Origin of the sequence: Anaerotruncus massiliensis (ex Togo et al. 2026), assembly GCF_030825285.1 — a bacterium.
Lineage (GTDB): Bacteria > Bacillota > Clostridia > Oscillospirales > Ruminococcaceae > Anaerotruncus > Anaerotruncus massiliensis.
The window spans coordinates 25,121-38,193 of sequence record NZ_JAPJQF010000005.1 but is presented as its reverse complement, the minus strand read 5'-3'; the positions used below and the strand labels follow the sequence as shown (position 1 = coordinate 38,193).

Annotated in this window: 14 protein-coding genes and 2 tRNA genes; 4 read left to right on the top strand and 12 right to left on the bottom strand. The window is 62.1% G+C overall.

From position 1 onward, the window contains the following. Positions 1-76 precede the first annotated feature (76 nt). The 10 genes from RCI06_RS03350 to RCI06_RS03305 form a co-directional block, all read right to left on the bottom strand. Positions 77-1,732 (bottom strand): thiamine pyrophosphate-binding protein, encoded by a 1,656-nt coding sequence (locus RCI06_RS03350; protein WP_306574239.1) that lies wholly within the window; start codon positions 1,730-1,732, stop codon positions 77-79. A gap of 172 nt (positions 1,733-1,904) precedes the next feature. Beyond that, positions 1,905-3,344: an FGGY-family carbohydrate kinase gene (locus RCI06_RS03345; protein WP_276870739.1), complete on the bottom strand. Its 1,440-nt coding sequence runs from the start codon at positions 3,342-3,344 to the stop codon at positions 1,905-1,907. 11 nt (positions 3,345-3,355) lie between these two features. Beyond that, entirely contained in the window at positions 3,356-4,081 is a 726-nt protein-coding gene (locus RCI06_RS03340) for a GntR family transcriptional regulator (protein ID WP_172439262.1), read from the bottom strand. 170 nt (positions 4,082-4,251) lie between these two features. Continuing rightward, entirely contained in the window at positions 4,252-5,070 is an 819-nt protein-coding gene (locus tag RCI06_RS03335) for a hypothetical protein (RefSeq protein WP_306574236.1), read from the bottom strand. Then, positions 5,067-5,966 carry a CoA transferase subunit A gene (locus RCI06_RS03330; protein WP_172439261.1) on the bottom strand — a complete coding sequence of 300 codons (900 nt, stop codon included), beginning with the start codon at positions 5,964-5,966 and terminating at the stop codon, positions 5,067-5,069. Before RCI06_RS03330 ends, RCI06_RS03335 begins: the two co-directional genes overlap by 4 nt. Before the next feature lie 5 nt (positions 5,967-5,971). Continuing rightward, complete coding sequence (locus RCI06_RS03325) at positions 5,972-7,138, bottom strand: CaiB/BaiF CoA-transferase family protein (RefSeq protein WP_306574232.1); 1,167 nt, start codon at positions 7,136-7,138, stop codon at positions 5,972-5,974. A 35-nt stretch (positions 7,139-7,173) separates the two neighbouring features. Beyond that, the gene (locus RCI06_RS03320) at positions 7,174-8,466 is read right to left on the bottom strand and encodes a TRAP transporter large permease (RefSeq protein WP_207654191.1); all 1,293 of its coding nucleotides are present in this window, start codon (positions 8,464-8,466) and stop codon (positions 7,174-7,176) included. After that, positions 8,466-8,966: a TRAP transporter small permease gene (locus tag RCI06_RS03315; protein WP_172439260.1), complete on the bottom strand. Its 501-nt coding sequence runs from the start codon at positions 8,964-8,966 to the stop codon at positions 8,466-8,468. Before RCI06_RS03315 ends, RCI06_RS03320 begins: the two co-directional genes overlap by 1 nt. Before the next feature lie 89 nt (positions 8,967-9,055). Next, positions 9,056-10,099, bottom strand: coding sequence for a TRAP transporter substrate-binding protein (locus RCI06_RS03310; protein ID WP_276870710.1), 1,044 nt, complete (start codon positions 10,097-10,099; stop codon positions 9,056-9,058). 244 nt (positions 10,100-10,343) lie between these two features. Then, positions 10,344-11,090 carry a type II secretion system protein gene (locus RCI06_RS03305; protein WP_276870708.1) on the bottom strand — a complete coding sequence of 249 codons (747 nt, stop codon included), beginning with the start codon at positions 11,088-11,090 and terminating at the stop codon, positions 10,344-10,346. Positions 11,091-11,216: 126 nt separating this feature from the next. On the opposite strand from RCI06_RS03305, the gene RCI06_RS03300 reads away from it, so the two are divergent. Genes RCI06_RS03300 through RCI06_RS03285 form a run of 4 tightly spaced genes read left to right on the top strand, consistent with a single transcriptional unit; the run spans position 11,217 to position 12,760 of the window. Continuing rightward, the gene (locus RCI06_RS03300; RefSeq protein ID WP_306574228.1) at positions 11,217-11,552 is read left to right on the top strand and encodes a hypothetical protein; all 336 of its coding nucleotides are present in this window, start codon (positions 11,217-11,219) and stop codon (positions 11,550-11,552) included. Next, complete coding sequence (locus RCI06_RS03295; protein ID WP_306574225.1) at positions 11,549-11,803, top strand: hypothetical protein; 255 nt, start codon at positions 11,549-11,551, stop codon at positions 11,801-11,803. The genes RCI06_RS03300 and RCI06_RS03295 overlap by 4 nt, the downstream gene beginning before the upstream one ends. After that, on the top strand, positions 11,800-12,093 hold the full coding sequence (locus RCI06_RS03290; protein ID WP_306574222.1) for a phage holin: 294 nt from the start codon (positions 11,800-11,802) through the stop codon (positions 12,091-12,093). The genes RCI06_RS03295 and RCI06_RS03290 overlap by 4 nt, the downstream gene beginning before the upstream one ends. A gap of 4 nt (positions 12,094-12,097) precedes the next feature. Continuing rightward, the gene (locus RCI06_RS03285; RefSeq protein WP_306574220.1) at positions 12,098-12,760 is read left to right on the top strand and encodes an N-acetylmuramoyl-L-alanine amidase; all 663 of its coding nucleotides are present in this window, start codon (positions 12,098-12,100) and stop codon (positions 12,758-12,760) included. Between the two features lie 43 nt (positions 12,761-12,803). Here RCI06_RS03285 and RCI06_RS03280 read toward each other — a convergent pair. Further along, positions 12,804-12,879 (bottom strand) — tRNA-Ala (locus tag RCI06_RS03280). 7 nt (positions 12,880-12,886) lie between these two features. Beyond that, positions 12,887-12,962, bottom strand: a tRNA-Lys gene (locus RCI06_RS03275). Between the last annotated feature and the right edge of the window lie 111 nt (positions 12,963-13,073).

Genomic DNA, 13,073 nt, shown 5'->3' with positions numbered 1-13,073 from the left:
CGGGAGCCGGGGCCATTTGGCCCCGGCTCCCGCCGCAAGGAGAATATTTGTCAGTGGTCGGCAAATGGAACGCGGCTCAGAGAGCCTCCGGCCAGACGGTGAAGCTGCCGTCGAGCTTGACCTCGATCATATATGGGCCGCCGCTTTTGCGGGCGGCCTCCATGGCGGCGGGGATCTGGCTGGCTTTGGTGACGATGCAGCCGTCGAAGCCGAAGGCTTTGGCGACGCTGAGGTAGTCGTAGTCGGGGAACTCCACGCCGATGTAGCGGCCCTCGCCCATCTTGAAGAGCTCCTCCTGTTTGATGTTGCCGAAAGCGGAGTCGTTCACGAGCAGCACGGTGACCGCGAGCTTTTCCCGCGCGATGCTCTCGAGCTCGCCCAGCGTCATGCCCAGCGAGCCGTCGCCGATGAGCGCGACGACCTCCCGGTCGGGCGAGGCCTCCTTGCAGCCGAGCGCCGCGCCCAGCGCGAATCCCATGTTGCCGTAGTTGACCGGCTTCATGTAGGCGGTGCCCTTCGGGAAGGTGGTGTAGTGGGTCCACGCGCCGGGGTTGCCCGCGTCCACGCAGAAGACGGTGTTTTCCCGCAGGGACTTTTCCAGCTCCCTCTGGAGCGCGATGGGCGGCACTGGGGTACGCTCGGTATCGGCGGTGGGGCCGGAAAGCAGCGCTTCCTTCCACGCGGCCTTGCGGGAGAACATCTCGTCCCGGAATTCCGGCGTGCCCGCGAAACCTTTGAGCGCGGCGAGCAGCTTTTGCAGCGACGCCTTGGCGTCGCCCACGACACCCGCCGCCACCGGGTACTGGCGGCCGATCTGCTCGGGAAGGATGTCAAACTGGACGACGTTTTTGGGGGCGATTGACCAGCGGTTGGTGCTGATGGCGGTGAGGGAGGAGCCGACCAGGATAACGCAGTCGGCCTCCTCAATGCACGCCTGTGTGACCTGTGTGCCGTGGCGGGAACGGGCCCCCAGGAAATTCTCAAACGATTCGTCCACCGCGCACATGGCGTTGTAGGTGCAGACGATGGGCGCGCAGAGCTGTTTGGAGAGACGCGTCACCTCGTCGGCGGCGTGGGACAGCTTAACGCCGTTGCCGATCCAGAGCATCGGCTTTTTGCTCGCGCGGATGACCCGCGCGGCCGCCTCAATGGCTTCGTCGCTCGCGACGCTGTCGGGGCGCACGCAGTAGCCGGCCGGGTCTGCCGGGACGTAGGGGGCCTTTTGGTTCTCGATGACGTCGCGGTAGAGGTCCACCACCACCGGGCCCGGGCGGCCGGTCTTGGCGGTGCGGTAGGCTTCGCGCATCGCCCAGGGCAGTACGGAGATGTCGCGGACGGGGATGTATTTTTTGCAGATGCTGCCGAAGAGCAGCTCGTGGTCGCTCTCCTGCGCGTCGCCCCGGCCCGCGTCGGCAAGCCGGTTCTGGAAGACCAGCGCGATGACCGGGCTGGAATCCCGCAGGGCCCCGCCCAGGCCGGTGATCAGGTTGGTGGCGCCGGGGCCGGTTGTGGCGAGGCAGATGCCCGGCTCGCCGGTCAGCCGGCCCCAGCCGTCCGCCGCGGTGGCAGCGCCGTTCTCATGGCGGGTATGGACAAAGCGCATGCCCGGAACGTCCTGAATGGGATCGGTGACATAGAGGGTCTGCCCGCCGGGGACCCCGAATACCACTTTTGCGCCAAACTCTTCCATCACTTTGACGACCAGCTGGCCGCCTGTAAATTGTTCGCTCATGCCAGTTCCTCCTCCATGCAGGATTGCAGTTATTTAATACAATAATAATACTATTTTAGCAAATGAATGTCAATTGTATTTGTTTTATTTTTGTAATCTTTGGTAAAAGGGCAAAAAATAATATTCCGGTTAACGGAAATAATATAATAAAGATATAATTTATACATAGATTCTATAAAGCTCCGCTGTCATAAAGGGCTGCCATCGCCTCGTGGTCCGCGAGAAAACGGAGATAGAGCGCGTCGTACCGGGCCGCGGGCTGGGGGCGCGGTGCGAATTCGGCCTCGACGCCAGGTCGGGGCAGCTCGGAGAGACCGGCCCCCGCCGCCTGCATGGCCAGCATGCACGCCCCGGCGAGGGAGGCCTCCTTGACTGCCGTCCGGAAGACGGGCAGGCCCAGTACGTCCGCCTTCATCTGGAGCCATACGTCGCTGGCCGCGCCGCCGCCGATGGCGAGCACCCGCCGGACGGACAGGCCGTTTTCCCGCACGAGGTCGAGGATGCGCCGGTTGGCATAGCAGTTGGCTTCCATCATCGCCCGGTGGAGATGCTCCGCCCGGTGGCAGGGGCGCAACCCCCGCACCGTCCCTTCCACCGCAGGACGCCAGAAGGGGGTGCGTTCCCCCGCGAGCGTGGGCAGGAAGGTGACCCCCTCGCTGCCCGGCGGGACTGCCTCGGCCAGTGCGTCCAGTTCCGAAAGCGGACGGCTTCCGCCCAGCAGGTCACGGGAAAACCAGTCGAGCGCGCCGCCGTACATGCCCATCGGCCCGCCGATGAGCCAGCGCCCCGCCGCGACATGGGGATTTACGAGCAGACGCCGGGTGCGGTCCTCGCAAGGGTGCGCCTGCACAGCGAAAAAGACGTCGGTGGTTCCCATCACGCTCACGACGTCCCCCTCCTCCAGGCCGCCCGCGCCGAGAATCCCGGTGGAGCCGTCGACGCTCCCCACCGCGACCGGCGGGGCCTGTGAGAGCCCCAGCTCGCGGCAGAGGGCGGGGGAGAGGGGCGCGAGCGCCGCGCCGGGGACGGAGAGGGGCGGCAGCTTATCCCGTTCGAGCCCGAGGGCTTCAAGGGCACGGACGCTCCAGCGGCCAGCCCCCACATCGTACAGCAGGGTATAGGCCGCCGTGGTGGCGTCCGTGGCGAACGCGCCCGTCAGCTTGCCGTTGATAAAATCCTTCAGGGAGAGGAAGGCCGTCGTCCGCCCGTAGGCTTCCGGGTCGCGGGCTTTCACCCGCGCGAGCTGGAAGCACCCCGACTCAGGGGCGGGGGCGCGGCGGCAGACCCGGTAGGCCTCCTCCGCGTCCCAAGGGGAGGCCGCGTACTCCTCCGGGCATGCATGCATGTAGGTGAAGCAGGGGGTGACGGCGTTTCCGCGCGCGTCCGTCCCCACCCAGCCGAGCAGGGCGGAGACCGCCACGCCCGCCAGGTCCCCTGCGCCGGAGGCCGCGGTCTTCATGAGTGCGTGCAGCAACGTCCACTCCGCCTCCGCGTCGAAGAGGGCGGGCGCGGTGCGCCTGGCTGTCTCAAGCCGGAGGATGCGGAGGGTTTCATCGATGAGCGCCGCCCGGACCGAGCTGGTGCCCACGTCGAGGATCAAGTATTGTCTCATGGATGGTTTCCCTAACGGCGCAAGGTCATGGACAGTTTGTAGCGGTTGGCCACATAGAGGCTATCCGAATACTCGATGCACGCGCCGCTGTCGAGGAAGGTGGTGCGGCTGACTTGCAGCATGCAGGAGAGCTCCGCCAGTTCGAGCAGCGCGGCGACACGGTAGTCCGCCATGCGGGCCTGGATCTCCTGCACCGCGTCCAGGATCTTGAGGCCGTATTCCTTTTCAATGATCTCGTAGAGGGAGGTGTTCACCAGCTTCTGCACGTCCAGGTCGGGGCAGAGCCGCACCGGCAGGTAGAGCAGCTGGTAGCAGAGGGGCTTGCCGTTCGCGTAACGGAGCCGTTCGATCTTGTAAAGGCTCTCCTCGGGGGGGAGCTTCATCGCTTCGCCCACCTTCCCCTCGGCCCGCACAATTTCGCTGTCGAGGATAAAGGAGGAGCATTTGATGCCCGACGCCGAAAGCTGCTCCTTGAGCCCGCCCAGCCGGTTGAGGCTGCGGGGCACCGATTCGCACACGACGCGCGCGGTCTTACCGTGGCCGCGCTCGAGCACGCCCTCGTCGATCAGCTCCTTGATCGAGCGGCGGATCGTGACGCGGCTCGCCCCATACTCCTCGCAGAGGCTGTTTTCGGTCGGGAGCACGTCCCCCGGGTGATAGACGCCGGTATGCACCTTGTTCTTGATGTCTTCTTTGATCGTGAAATACAACGGACGCTTGGTTGCCTGCGCTTCCATCCTCATCGCTCCTGTCTCTTGCGGATTCGCCTGTCCCCGGTAATACAAAAGGGGAAGATCGTATTGTATTGTCCGTGGGGATATCATATTTCAATTATACCATATTTTCGGGGATTTCCCATACAAAACTGGGGCGGGAAGGAAACTTCCGGCGGCCTGGCGCGGGAGGGTCAGGACTTCCCGAGGAAGATGCCGTTGGGGTCCGCCTGCTCGCGCAGGATGAGCAGCTCCTCGTCGGTCGGTTCGGGCGTCGTGGGGATGTCGTCCGCGATGTTGGGGATGGAAAAGCCGGTGCTGTCGATGACGTCCTGTTTGGAGACGCCCGGATGGATCGATTTGAGGTGGATGATCCCCTCCTCGTCGAAGGAGAAGATGCATTTCGGCGTGTAGATGTATTTCGGCCCCCCGCCGGTGAAGCCGAGCTTCCTGCGGCCCTCAGCCCCGCCCGGCCAGCCCACGCCGGAGATGTAGTCCACCTTCTCGACGAAGCTGCGGCGCTCGTGGTTCGGCATCATGATGTATTCCCGGCCGAAGCAGGAGAAGTGCTCGGGCAGGAAGATCGGCCCCACCAGCTCCACCTTGGGATGGCGCACATTGCCGATGCAGGTGCTGTTGAGGTTGCCCTCCCGGTCCACCTGCACGCCGCTGCCAAAGCCAAAGCTGATATCCCCCGCCCGGTGGTGCCACTGTTCCGGCCAGCCGGGCATCTGCGCCTCGCTGGGCAGATCGACGAGCACCTGCTCGTACTCCGATTCGGGCAGGGTGTGCAGCTTCGCGACATCGGGGTTGAAGTAGACCCCCGACAACAGGATGGTCAGGTTGGGGGCGTGGGTGCGCTGGGCCAGCTCCATGGCGGCCATCGGGATGCAGGTGATGTAGGTGGTGGCGGCCTTGCCGGTGGCAAGGCCGGTGAAGCCGACCTCGCCGTCCTCGATTGTGTGGGCCAGGTCGACCGCCAAAAGCTCTTCCAACGTATAGCGTCCGCTCATCGATACCCACTCCTTTCCAGCGCCTTCACCTGCTCGGTCCCCACGAGCTCTAGATACTGTGCGAAGCTGCTGACGCCGTAGACGTATTTGTCGAGATATTCCCGGAAGCCCTCCTCGGTCTGGCAGGCGTCCGCGTAGAGCTGCAGATGCAGTTCGTCGGTCGCGACCACGTCGAGGTCCATCGTTGGGTGGCTCCCGTGGGGCACGTGGGTGACCGACAGAGTGCGGAAGGAGGGCACGGTGGTGCTCTGTGGGCTGCGCATGATCTCCTCGGTGTCCACGAGGTGCTCCACCGTGGCGATCACCCGCTTGCAAGCCCGCGAAACGGTGATGTCCACCGACTGCGGGTTCATGCGGCGGGGCTGGGTCTGGAGATTGCCCCATTTGTCCCCCTTCCACATGTGGATGAGCGCCACGTCGGGGTCCGCCGCGGGCACTGCCCACATCTGCCGCCCGGTGATCGGGTCGGGGAAGGGGATGATTTTATCGTTGTACTTCACGATGTCGCTGCCGCCCAGCAGGTAGGTGGGCCAGAAGGAGAGGCCCTCCTGACTGGCGCGGAAGCGGTCCCAGCTGATGAGCTCGGGATAGTGGGTGATTTTGAGGACGCCCGCCTGCGCGGCGCGGCGGAAATTCTTCGCGAGGCCGAACTTTTCAAGCCCCATGTAGCTGGTCTCCACCGCGTCGACGCAGCCCGCGCCGACCAACATGTCCACCTCGATCGAGTTGGCCACGCCGACGATGGTGAGGTGCCGCAGCCCCGCCCGGATGATCTCGTGGGTCAGTGCCATGGCCTTGTTGTAAACGGCAAAGCCGCCGAACGCGACCCGGTCGCCGTCGTGAATCTGCTTCACGGCGTCCGGCAGGCCGCAAAGTTTTACAGTGCGTTCCGCCAAAATGTTCACTCCTTCCTGTCGGGTTCTCCGCCCAGCCAGTCCCGCAGGACCTCTTCGGTGTGCTGGCCCAGCGTGGGCGCGGGACGACTCAGGTCGAGCTCGCTCTCCGAAAAATCGAAGGGCGCGCCCATCATCGTCATCTCCCCCATGACCGGGTGGCAAAGCTTCACGAGCTTACCCCGGTGGCGGAGCTGGGGATTTTCCGCCACGTCCCGGAGGTTCTCCACCTTGGCGGAGACGATGCCTGCCGCGTCGAGGATCTTCCGCAGCTCGTCCAGCTCGTGTGAGGCCACCCACCCGGCGACGATCTCCTCGATCTCGGCTGCGTGCTCGAAGCGGACCTCCTGCTTGGCGAACCGTTCGTCCTCCAGCAGCCATTCCATTTCCATGGCCTTCACGAGCCGTAAAAAGTGGGACTGGTTGCCGGCGATGATCATCAGCACTTCGCCGTCCTTCGTCTTAAAACAGTTGCCCGGCGCGGTGTAGCGGTCCCGGTTGCCGACGCGGCCGGTGACATGGCCGGTGGCGCAGTAGTCGGGTATGCCGGTCAGCAGCAGGGAGGCGGCGCATTCGAGCAGAGAGAGCCTGATATGCTGGCCTCGGCCGGTCGAATGGCGCACATGCAGCGCGGAGAGCGCCGCGACCGCCGCGTAGAGAGCGGTCGCGTAGTCGACCGCGTAGGTGCCGTACATCATCGGCATGCCGTCCGGCTCGCCGGTGATCGACATCAGCCCGCTCATCGCCTGCACCGCCGCGTCGAAGCCGGGCTTGTCCCGGTAGGGCCCGTCCGCTCCGAAGCCGGTGATGCTCACCATGATGAGGCCGGGGTTGTGTTTTTTCAGTTCCTCGTAGTCGAGCCCCATCTTTTCGATGGTGCCCGCCTTGAAGTTCTCGATCAGCACGTCGGCCGTACAGGCCAGCCGGAAGAGTTTTTCCCGGCCCTCGTCGCTGCGGAAGTCGAGCTCGATGCCGCGCTTGTTCCGGTTGACGGCGAAGGTGTAGAGGCTCTCCCCCTTCACAAAGGGGGGCAGCACACGGGTGTCGTCTCCGCTGCCCGCCTTTTCCGCCTTCACGACGTCGGCGCCGAGGTCGCCCAGCACCATGCCGCAGTAGGGCCCGGAGATGAAGCGGGAGAGGTCGAGGACCCGGATCCCTTCGAGAGGTGCGTTCATAGGTTTATCCCTTCTTTGTATCGTTTTGGCGCTCGCTACATCATGTTGGGCGCAAAGGTCTGCGGAATCCACAGCACGATCTGCGGCACGAAGATGATCAGCAGGATGATCGCGACCACCGCCGCGGTAAAGACGAGCGTGGGCTTCATGACCTTTTGGAGCGGGGTGTGGCCGATCTTGCAGGCCAGCAGCAGGCAAAGGCCGAAGGGCGGCGTGATGAGCCCCAGCGAGAGGGTGACCACGACGACGACGCCCATGTGGATCATGTTGACGCCCAGCGCCATGCCGATCGGCGCGAGGATGGGGGCGAGCATGATGATGGCGGGGGTCGCGTCCATGAAGCAGCCGACGATCATGAAGATGACAAAGGTGATGAGCAGGAAGGGCAGCTCGCTGTCCGCGACGGAAAGCACCATCCCCTTGACCGCGTCGGGCACATGGTAGACCGACATCATATAGCTGAACACCATCGCGATGCCGATGCACATGGTTGTCGCGGAGGTGAGGGCGGCGGTCTTCTTCACGGCGCCCCACAGCGCCTTCAGCGTGAGGGAGCGGTAGCAGGCCGCGAGGATCAGCGAATAGACGCAGGCGACGACCGCCGCCTCGGTGGGGGTGAAGAACCCGGCGGTGATGCCGCCGATCAGGATGATGGGGGTGCCCAGCGGGGGCAGCGCCACCCAGATGGTGTGCAGGGCCTTTTTGATCCCCATCTTCGCCTCGCGCGGATAGCCGTATTTGAGCGCGTAGACGTAGGAGATGAGCATCATCACGAGCCCGATGATCACGCCGGCGGAGAGCCCCGCCAGAAAGAGCGCGCCCACCGAGATGCCGACGGTGGCGGCGTAGATGACCGCGATGATGCTCGGCGGGATGATCTCGCCCAGCGTGGAGGAGGCGGCTGTGACGGCGATCGTAAAGTCGGGGGCGTAGCCCTTCTTGATCATGGCGGGGATGAGGATGCCGCCGATGCCCGCCGTATCGGCGGAGGAGGAGCCGGAGATCCCGGCGAAGATCATGCTGACGAGCACATTCACGTGGGCGATGCCGCCCCGGATCCGCCCGACGATCGCATAACAGCATTGGACAAGCTTGTCCGTGATGCCTGAGATGTTCATGATCTCAGCGGTCAGGATGAACAGCGGGATCGCCAGCGTTGTAAACCCGCTGAGCCCCGAAAAGGTCCGCTGGACCAGAACGAGCGGGGTTTGGCGGAAGGTGTTGAGCAGCACGACGATCGAGGAAAATCCGATCGCGTAGGGCACGGGGACCGACAGGAAGATCAGTCCCAGCATGAGCAGCAGGAGCAGCAGAGCCATGGGTTCCATTAGTCCAGACCTCCTTCCGTGTCGCGGGCGACCTCAGCGGGAGGAATGACGCCCAGGTGTTCAAGCAGCATTTCAAAGGCAAAAAAGACGGTCAGCGCCCCGCCGATGGGGTACGCGATGTAGACGAAGATAAAGGGCAGATGGGCGGCCACGGAGGTCTTCCCCAGACCGGACTGCACGAAGCGTACGCCGTATAGCAGGAAGACCGCCCCGACCGCCAGCACCATCAGGTCGATCATGCAGAGGAAAACCCTCTTGTATTTGACCTTGTCTATGAAGAGCGGGATCACGAAATGCTCGCCGCGGCGCACCATCAGGGGCGCGCCCACCATGGTGAGCCACATGAAACAGTAGACGGCGATCTCCTGGGTCCAGGTGCTGGTGACCTTGAGGATATCGCGGCAGACGACCTGCACGAGCACGCAGAAGATGATCCCAATCAGGAAGACCGCCGCGGTAACCTCCGCGCAGCTTTGCAGCTTGTGTGAAACTTTATGCAAGGTAACCCCTCCTTTGCAGTGGGAAGAATTCGGGCAGGGCCCGGGACGTCCGTCCGGAGCCCTGCCCAAGAGATTCCAGTTTCAGGCGGTCAGTACTGCTGGACCTTTTCGAGCAGCTCCGTCAGGCCGTACTGCTCGCAGAACTCCTTGCGGACCGATTCCGTCGCGTCGATCCACGCCTGCTTGTCCGTCAGCTCGCAGACCTGGGCGCCGTCGCCGAGCATCTCTTCGAGGTCGCTGGCGGAGTTGGCGCGCTCGCTGGTGACGAATTCATCCGCTGCCGCCTGTCCGCACTCCTTCAGGATCGCCTGCTGCTCCCCGGTGAGCTTGGCCCACTGGTCCGCGCCGATGTAGAGCGGATGGCAGTTGATCTGGTGCTCGGTCTCGATGATGTAGGGGCAGCACTCGTACCACTTCTGGGTGATGAGGGTGGACATTTCGTTCTCCGCCGCTTCGGCGACGCCGGTCTGCAGGGCGGAATAGGTCTCGGAATAGGCGATCACGGTGGGCAGCAGGCCGAGCGCCTTCCAGGTGGCGACGACGATGTCCGACTGCTGCACGCGCATGGTGATGCCGGCCGCGTCGCCCAGTGTCTTGATCTCCTTGTCCGCGATGAGGTTGCGTGTCGCGCCCGAACCGTTGCCGAGCACCACGATGTTGCCCTTCTCCTCAAGGATCTGGTTGAGCTGCGCGATGTCGCCGCCGTGGACGAACTGGTCGCGGGCCTCGGGGCTTGAGAAGACGTAGGGAAGCGCCACGAAGCCCCACTCGGGCACGTTGGCGCTCACTGCGCCGTCGCCCGACCAGACGATGTCGACGCTGCCGGTCTGCACGGCCTCCCACAGCTCGTTTTCATTGCCGAGGGTTCCGTCGGTAAAGACGTCGACCTCAATGGAGCCGCCGGATTTTTCCTTGACCATTTCGGCAAAGGATTTGCTGGCCTGGGCGCAGGCGGTGTTGGAGGAGACTTCGATGGCCATGATCAGCTTGACGGGTTCCGCCGCGTCGCCGGCCTGCGGCGCGGACGGGTCCGCGGCGGGCGCGGAGGGGGTGTCGGACGGGCTGGAACCGCATCCTGCCAACGAGGCAAAACACAAAGACAAAGTTAATACAATCGCGAGTACCTTTTTCATAACAGAGACTCCTTTTCCTTATTTTTGCGAGATTAGATTCAATTTTTCGATATTGTTATAATATCATTTAATACAATAAGATGTCAATTATAGATTGCTATTAAAATTCTTGTATTATTTTGTTCATAATGAACATGCGTGAAAAAATCCCATCCCGCGGGCGCGGGATGGGATAAGGGGGACAATGAGGTCCGCCGCAAAAATAGAAAAGGCCCCGCCCATCAGGGCGGGGCCTTTTCGCGGTTCAGTCCCATTGGTATTCGGCGGCGGAAATGATCTTGATGGGGACCCCGTCGACCGATTCCGTTCCCACCGAGATCAGTTGGCTCGTTCCGGTCCCGGCGACCCAGCCGTTTTTGATCTGGTAGCCCGTGACCGTCACCTGATCCGACACATTCACATCCTTCAGCGGGTCGGAGATGTAAACCTTGTATTCGTTGTTGTTGACCTTATAGATCCGAAAATCGAAATCCGTGGAGATCTTCAGGGATGCGGCGAGACGCTCCTTGATATCATCGCCGAAATTCGGCCCGGTGGAATTGAGCGTGTTTCCCGGACGTTTTTCGAAGTAGCTCTCTATGGCCAGCTGGAGCAGGTCGAGGATATTCTTGTTATCGGAGTTGATCGTCTCCACCGCCGTCATCCCGTGCTTGGAGCAGCGGACCTTGATATCGCCGCTGGCGCCGACGGTAACGTTGTAAACGCCTCCTGAGGGGCAGATTCCACGATAACCGGAAGAAGTGGGGTCGGCGCCCATGGAATCCTTCATGATCGTGTCGATCACATCCGGAGTGAGCGTCCGATTCTCGACGACCTCATAAAATTCGAGCGTTCGGGTGGCTGTGGTGAGGTTTGCCATGCAGGCGGTTTTCCGGGCGGACTCCAAAAAGGAGGAGAACAAGGGGGCGGTGAGGGCCAGGAGCACGCCGATGATGGCGATGACGACCACCATCTCGATCAGGGTAAAGCCTCGTCGATGTTTTGTTTGCACAGGTCTCACCGCCTCAAATTTTCCGTAAAACAATCATTTATTGTTATTATATGACTTCCGGCCCGATTTGTAAAGCGGCGGACAGCTGATGACAGTTCTGGCCAAAGGCTGCTGAAAAATTTTTTTATGTTCGGGAAAGTTGCATTTTTTTGCACATTTGCTCCATTTATGTGGTACGGGTGGAAAGGACTTTTGGAGAGTCCTTCGATCAATGCGGAAAGGCGGGATGCGATGCGGGGACTTGAAGTATCGGGAGCGGCGGCATGGGACCGGACGTTGACCGGGCTGCTCGAGGACCTTCCGGAGATGCGCCGGAAGCTGCGTGGGGAGCTTATGGAACTTGCCGGAAAGGAAATGGAGAACAAAGGGACCAATCCGCGTAGTTCCTTCGATGCGGAAGCGGTTCGGCTGGCGGAACAGTTCGTGGAAAAGTTCGCAAAAAAACTGAAGGGTGAGGAATGACGACGCAGCTTGCAGTCATGGACGCGATCCAGGCTCTGGCGGCCAAAGTCCTGCCCGAGCTCAAGAGAATCTATACCGACCTTGTTCCCGCCGACTTCCTGCGACCCTGCCTGCTGGTGCAGCCGGTCACGACCACGCGGGAGGACGCGGCGCAGAATCTAGAGCATGTCACGGACTTCTACACGAGGTCGCGGAATAACGCAAAAATGCCGCCCTTCGGCGGCACAGGTGAAAGGAGCTGCTACATATGAAAATCAACTGGACAGTCCGAATCAAGAACCCGCTCTGGTGGGCGCAGATGGCGTGTGCCGTCGTCCTGCCCATCCTCGCATACTTCGGCCTCGCGTGGGAGGACATGACGACATGGGCGTCGATCGGCGGCGTGCTCCTGCGCGCGGTGCAGAACCCCGTCGTGGTGGTGTCCGTGCTTGTCAGCGTGTTCAATGCCCTGACCGACCCGACCACCGCAGGCGTGAACGACAGCGTGAGGGCCATGACCTACGAAATGCCGCACAAGGACATCCCGAATACGGGGAGGTAGGCGGATGGTAAAGATTTGCCTGGACCCCGGCCACGGCGGGAGAGATTCCGGCGCAGTAATGAGTAGGCGGTACGAAAAGGACGACGTGCTGCGGCTCGCATTGGCCGTGAAACCCCTGCTCGAAGCGCAGGGCGTCGGGGTGGTCATGACCCGGACGGACGACAAGGCCGTCCCCTCGATCTCGGAACGGTGCCAGATGGCCAACACGGCGGGATGCGCCTATTACCTCTCCTTCCACCGGGACGCGGCGGGCCCTGCCGCTCACGGCATCAGTCTGTGGGTGCACAGCAGGGCGAACGATCCCACGGTGCGCAAGGCACAGGACATCCTCGACGAGCTGCTCGCCGTTACGCCGACGCAGGACCGGGGCGTGCAGAAGGGCACCCCGCAGAACTATGAGAACTTCGGGGTGAACGTCTACACGACAATGGCCTCGGCGCTACTGGAGCTGGGATTCATCACGAACGCAGACGACAACGGCCGCTTTGACCGGTACTTTGACCAGTATGCCGAGGCGATCGCGCGGGGATTGTGCAAGGCCGTGGGGGTGACGTACATGGCGCAGGACAAGCCCACAGAGGCCCCGGAGTCTTTAGCTTTCAACCTCAATAAGAGGTGTAATAGCGGGTGTAATAGGATAAAAAATCCGCGACAATTTCAGACATAACAAAATCCCTGCAAACCGGTTAACGGCTTGCAGGGATTTTACGTGGTGGAGACGAAGGGGATCGAACCCTCTACCTCTTGAATGCCATTCAAGCGCTCTCCCAGGTGAGCTACGCCCCCACGGTCATGGTGACCCATCGGAGATTCGAACTCCGGACACCTTGATTAAAAGTCAAGTGCTCTGCCAACTGAGCTAATGGGTCGATGCTGCGGTCGCAGGCACTGTGTCTGTACGACGCTTGATTATTATAGCAAAACAGGGACAGCTTGTCAACTATTCGGGACGAAATTTTTACAGGGAAAGGGATTCGACA

Bases quoted from the DNA above. Each gene is read 5' to 3' on its own strand.
- RCI06_RS03340 (WP_172439262.1), bottom strand. From the start codon at position 4,081: ATGGAAGCGCAGGCAACCAAGCGTCCGTTGTATTTCACGATCAAAGAA.
- RCI06_RS03310 (WP_276870710.1), bottom strand. From the start codon at position 10,099: ATGAAAAAGGTACTCGCGATTGTATTAACTTTGTCTTTGTGTTTTGCC.
- RCI06_RS03320 (WP_207654191.1), bottom strand. From the start codon at position 8,466: ATGGAACCCATGGCTCTGCTGCTCCTGCTGCTCATGCTGGGACTGATC.
- RCI06_RS03285 (WP_306574220.1), top strand. From the start codon at position 12,098: ATGGTAAAGATTTGCCTGGACCCCGGCCACGGCGGGAGAGATTCCGGC.
- RCI06_RS03295 (WP_306574225.1), top strand. From the start codon at position 11,549: ATGACGACGCAGCTTGCAGTCATGGACGCGATCCAGGCTCTGGCGGCC.
- RCI06_RS03300 (WP_306574228.1), top strand. From the start codon at position 11,217: ATGTTCGGGAAAGTTGCATTTTTTTGCACATTTGCTCCATTTATGTGG.
- RCI06_RS03345 (WP_276870739.1), bottom strand. From the start codon at position 3,344: ATGAGACAATACTTGATCCTCGACGTGGGCACCAGCTCGGTCCGGGCG.
- RCI06_RS03325 (WP_306574232.1), bottom strand. From the start codon at position 7,138: ATGAACGCACCTCTCGAAGGGATCCGGGTCCTCGACCTCTCCCGCTTC.
- RCI06_RS03335 (WP_306574236.1), bottom strand. From the start codon at position 5,070: ATGAGCGGACGCTATACGTTGGAAGAGCTTTTGGCGGTCGACCTGGCC.
- RCI06_RS03290 (WP_306574222.1), top strand. From the start codon at position 11,800: ATGAAAATCAACTGGACAGTCCGAATCAAGAACCCGCTCTGGTGGGCG.
- RCI06_RS03350 (WP_306574239.1), bottom strand. From the start codon at position 1,732: ATGAGCGAACAATTTACAGGCGGCCAGCTGGTCGTCAAAGTGATGGAA.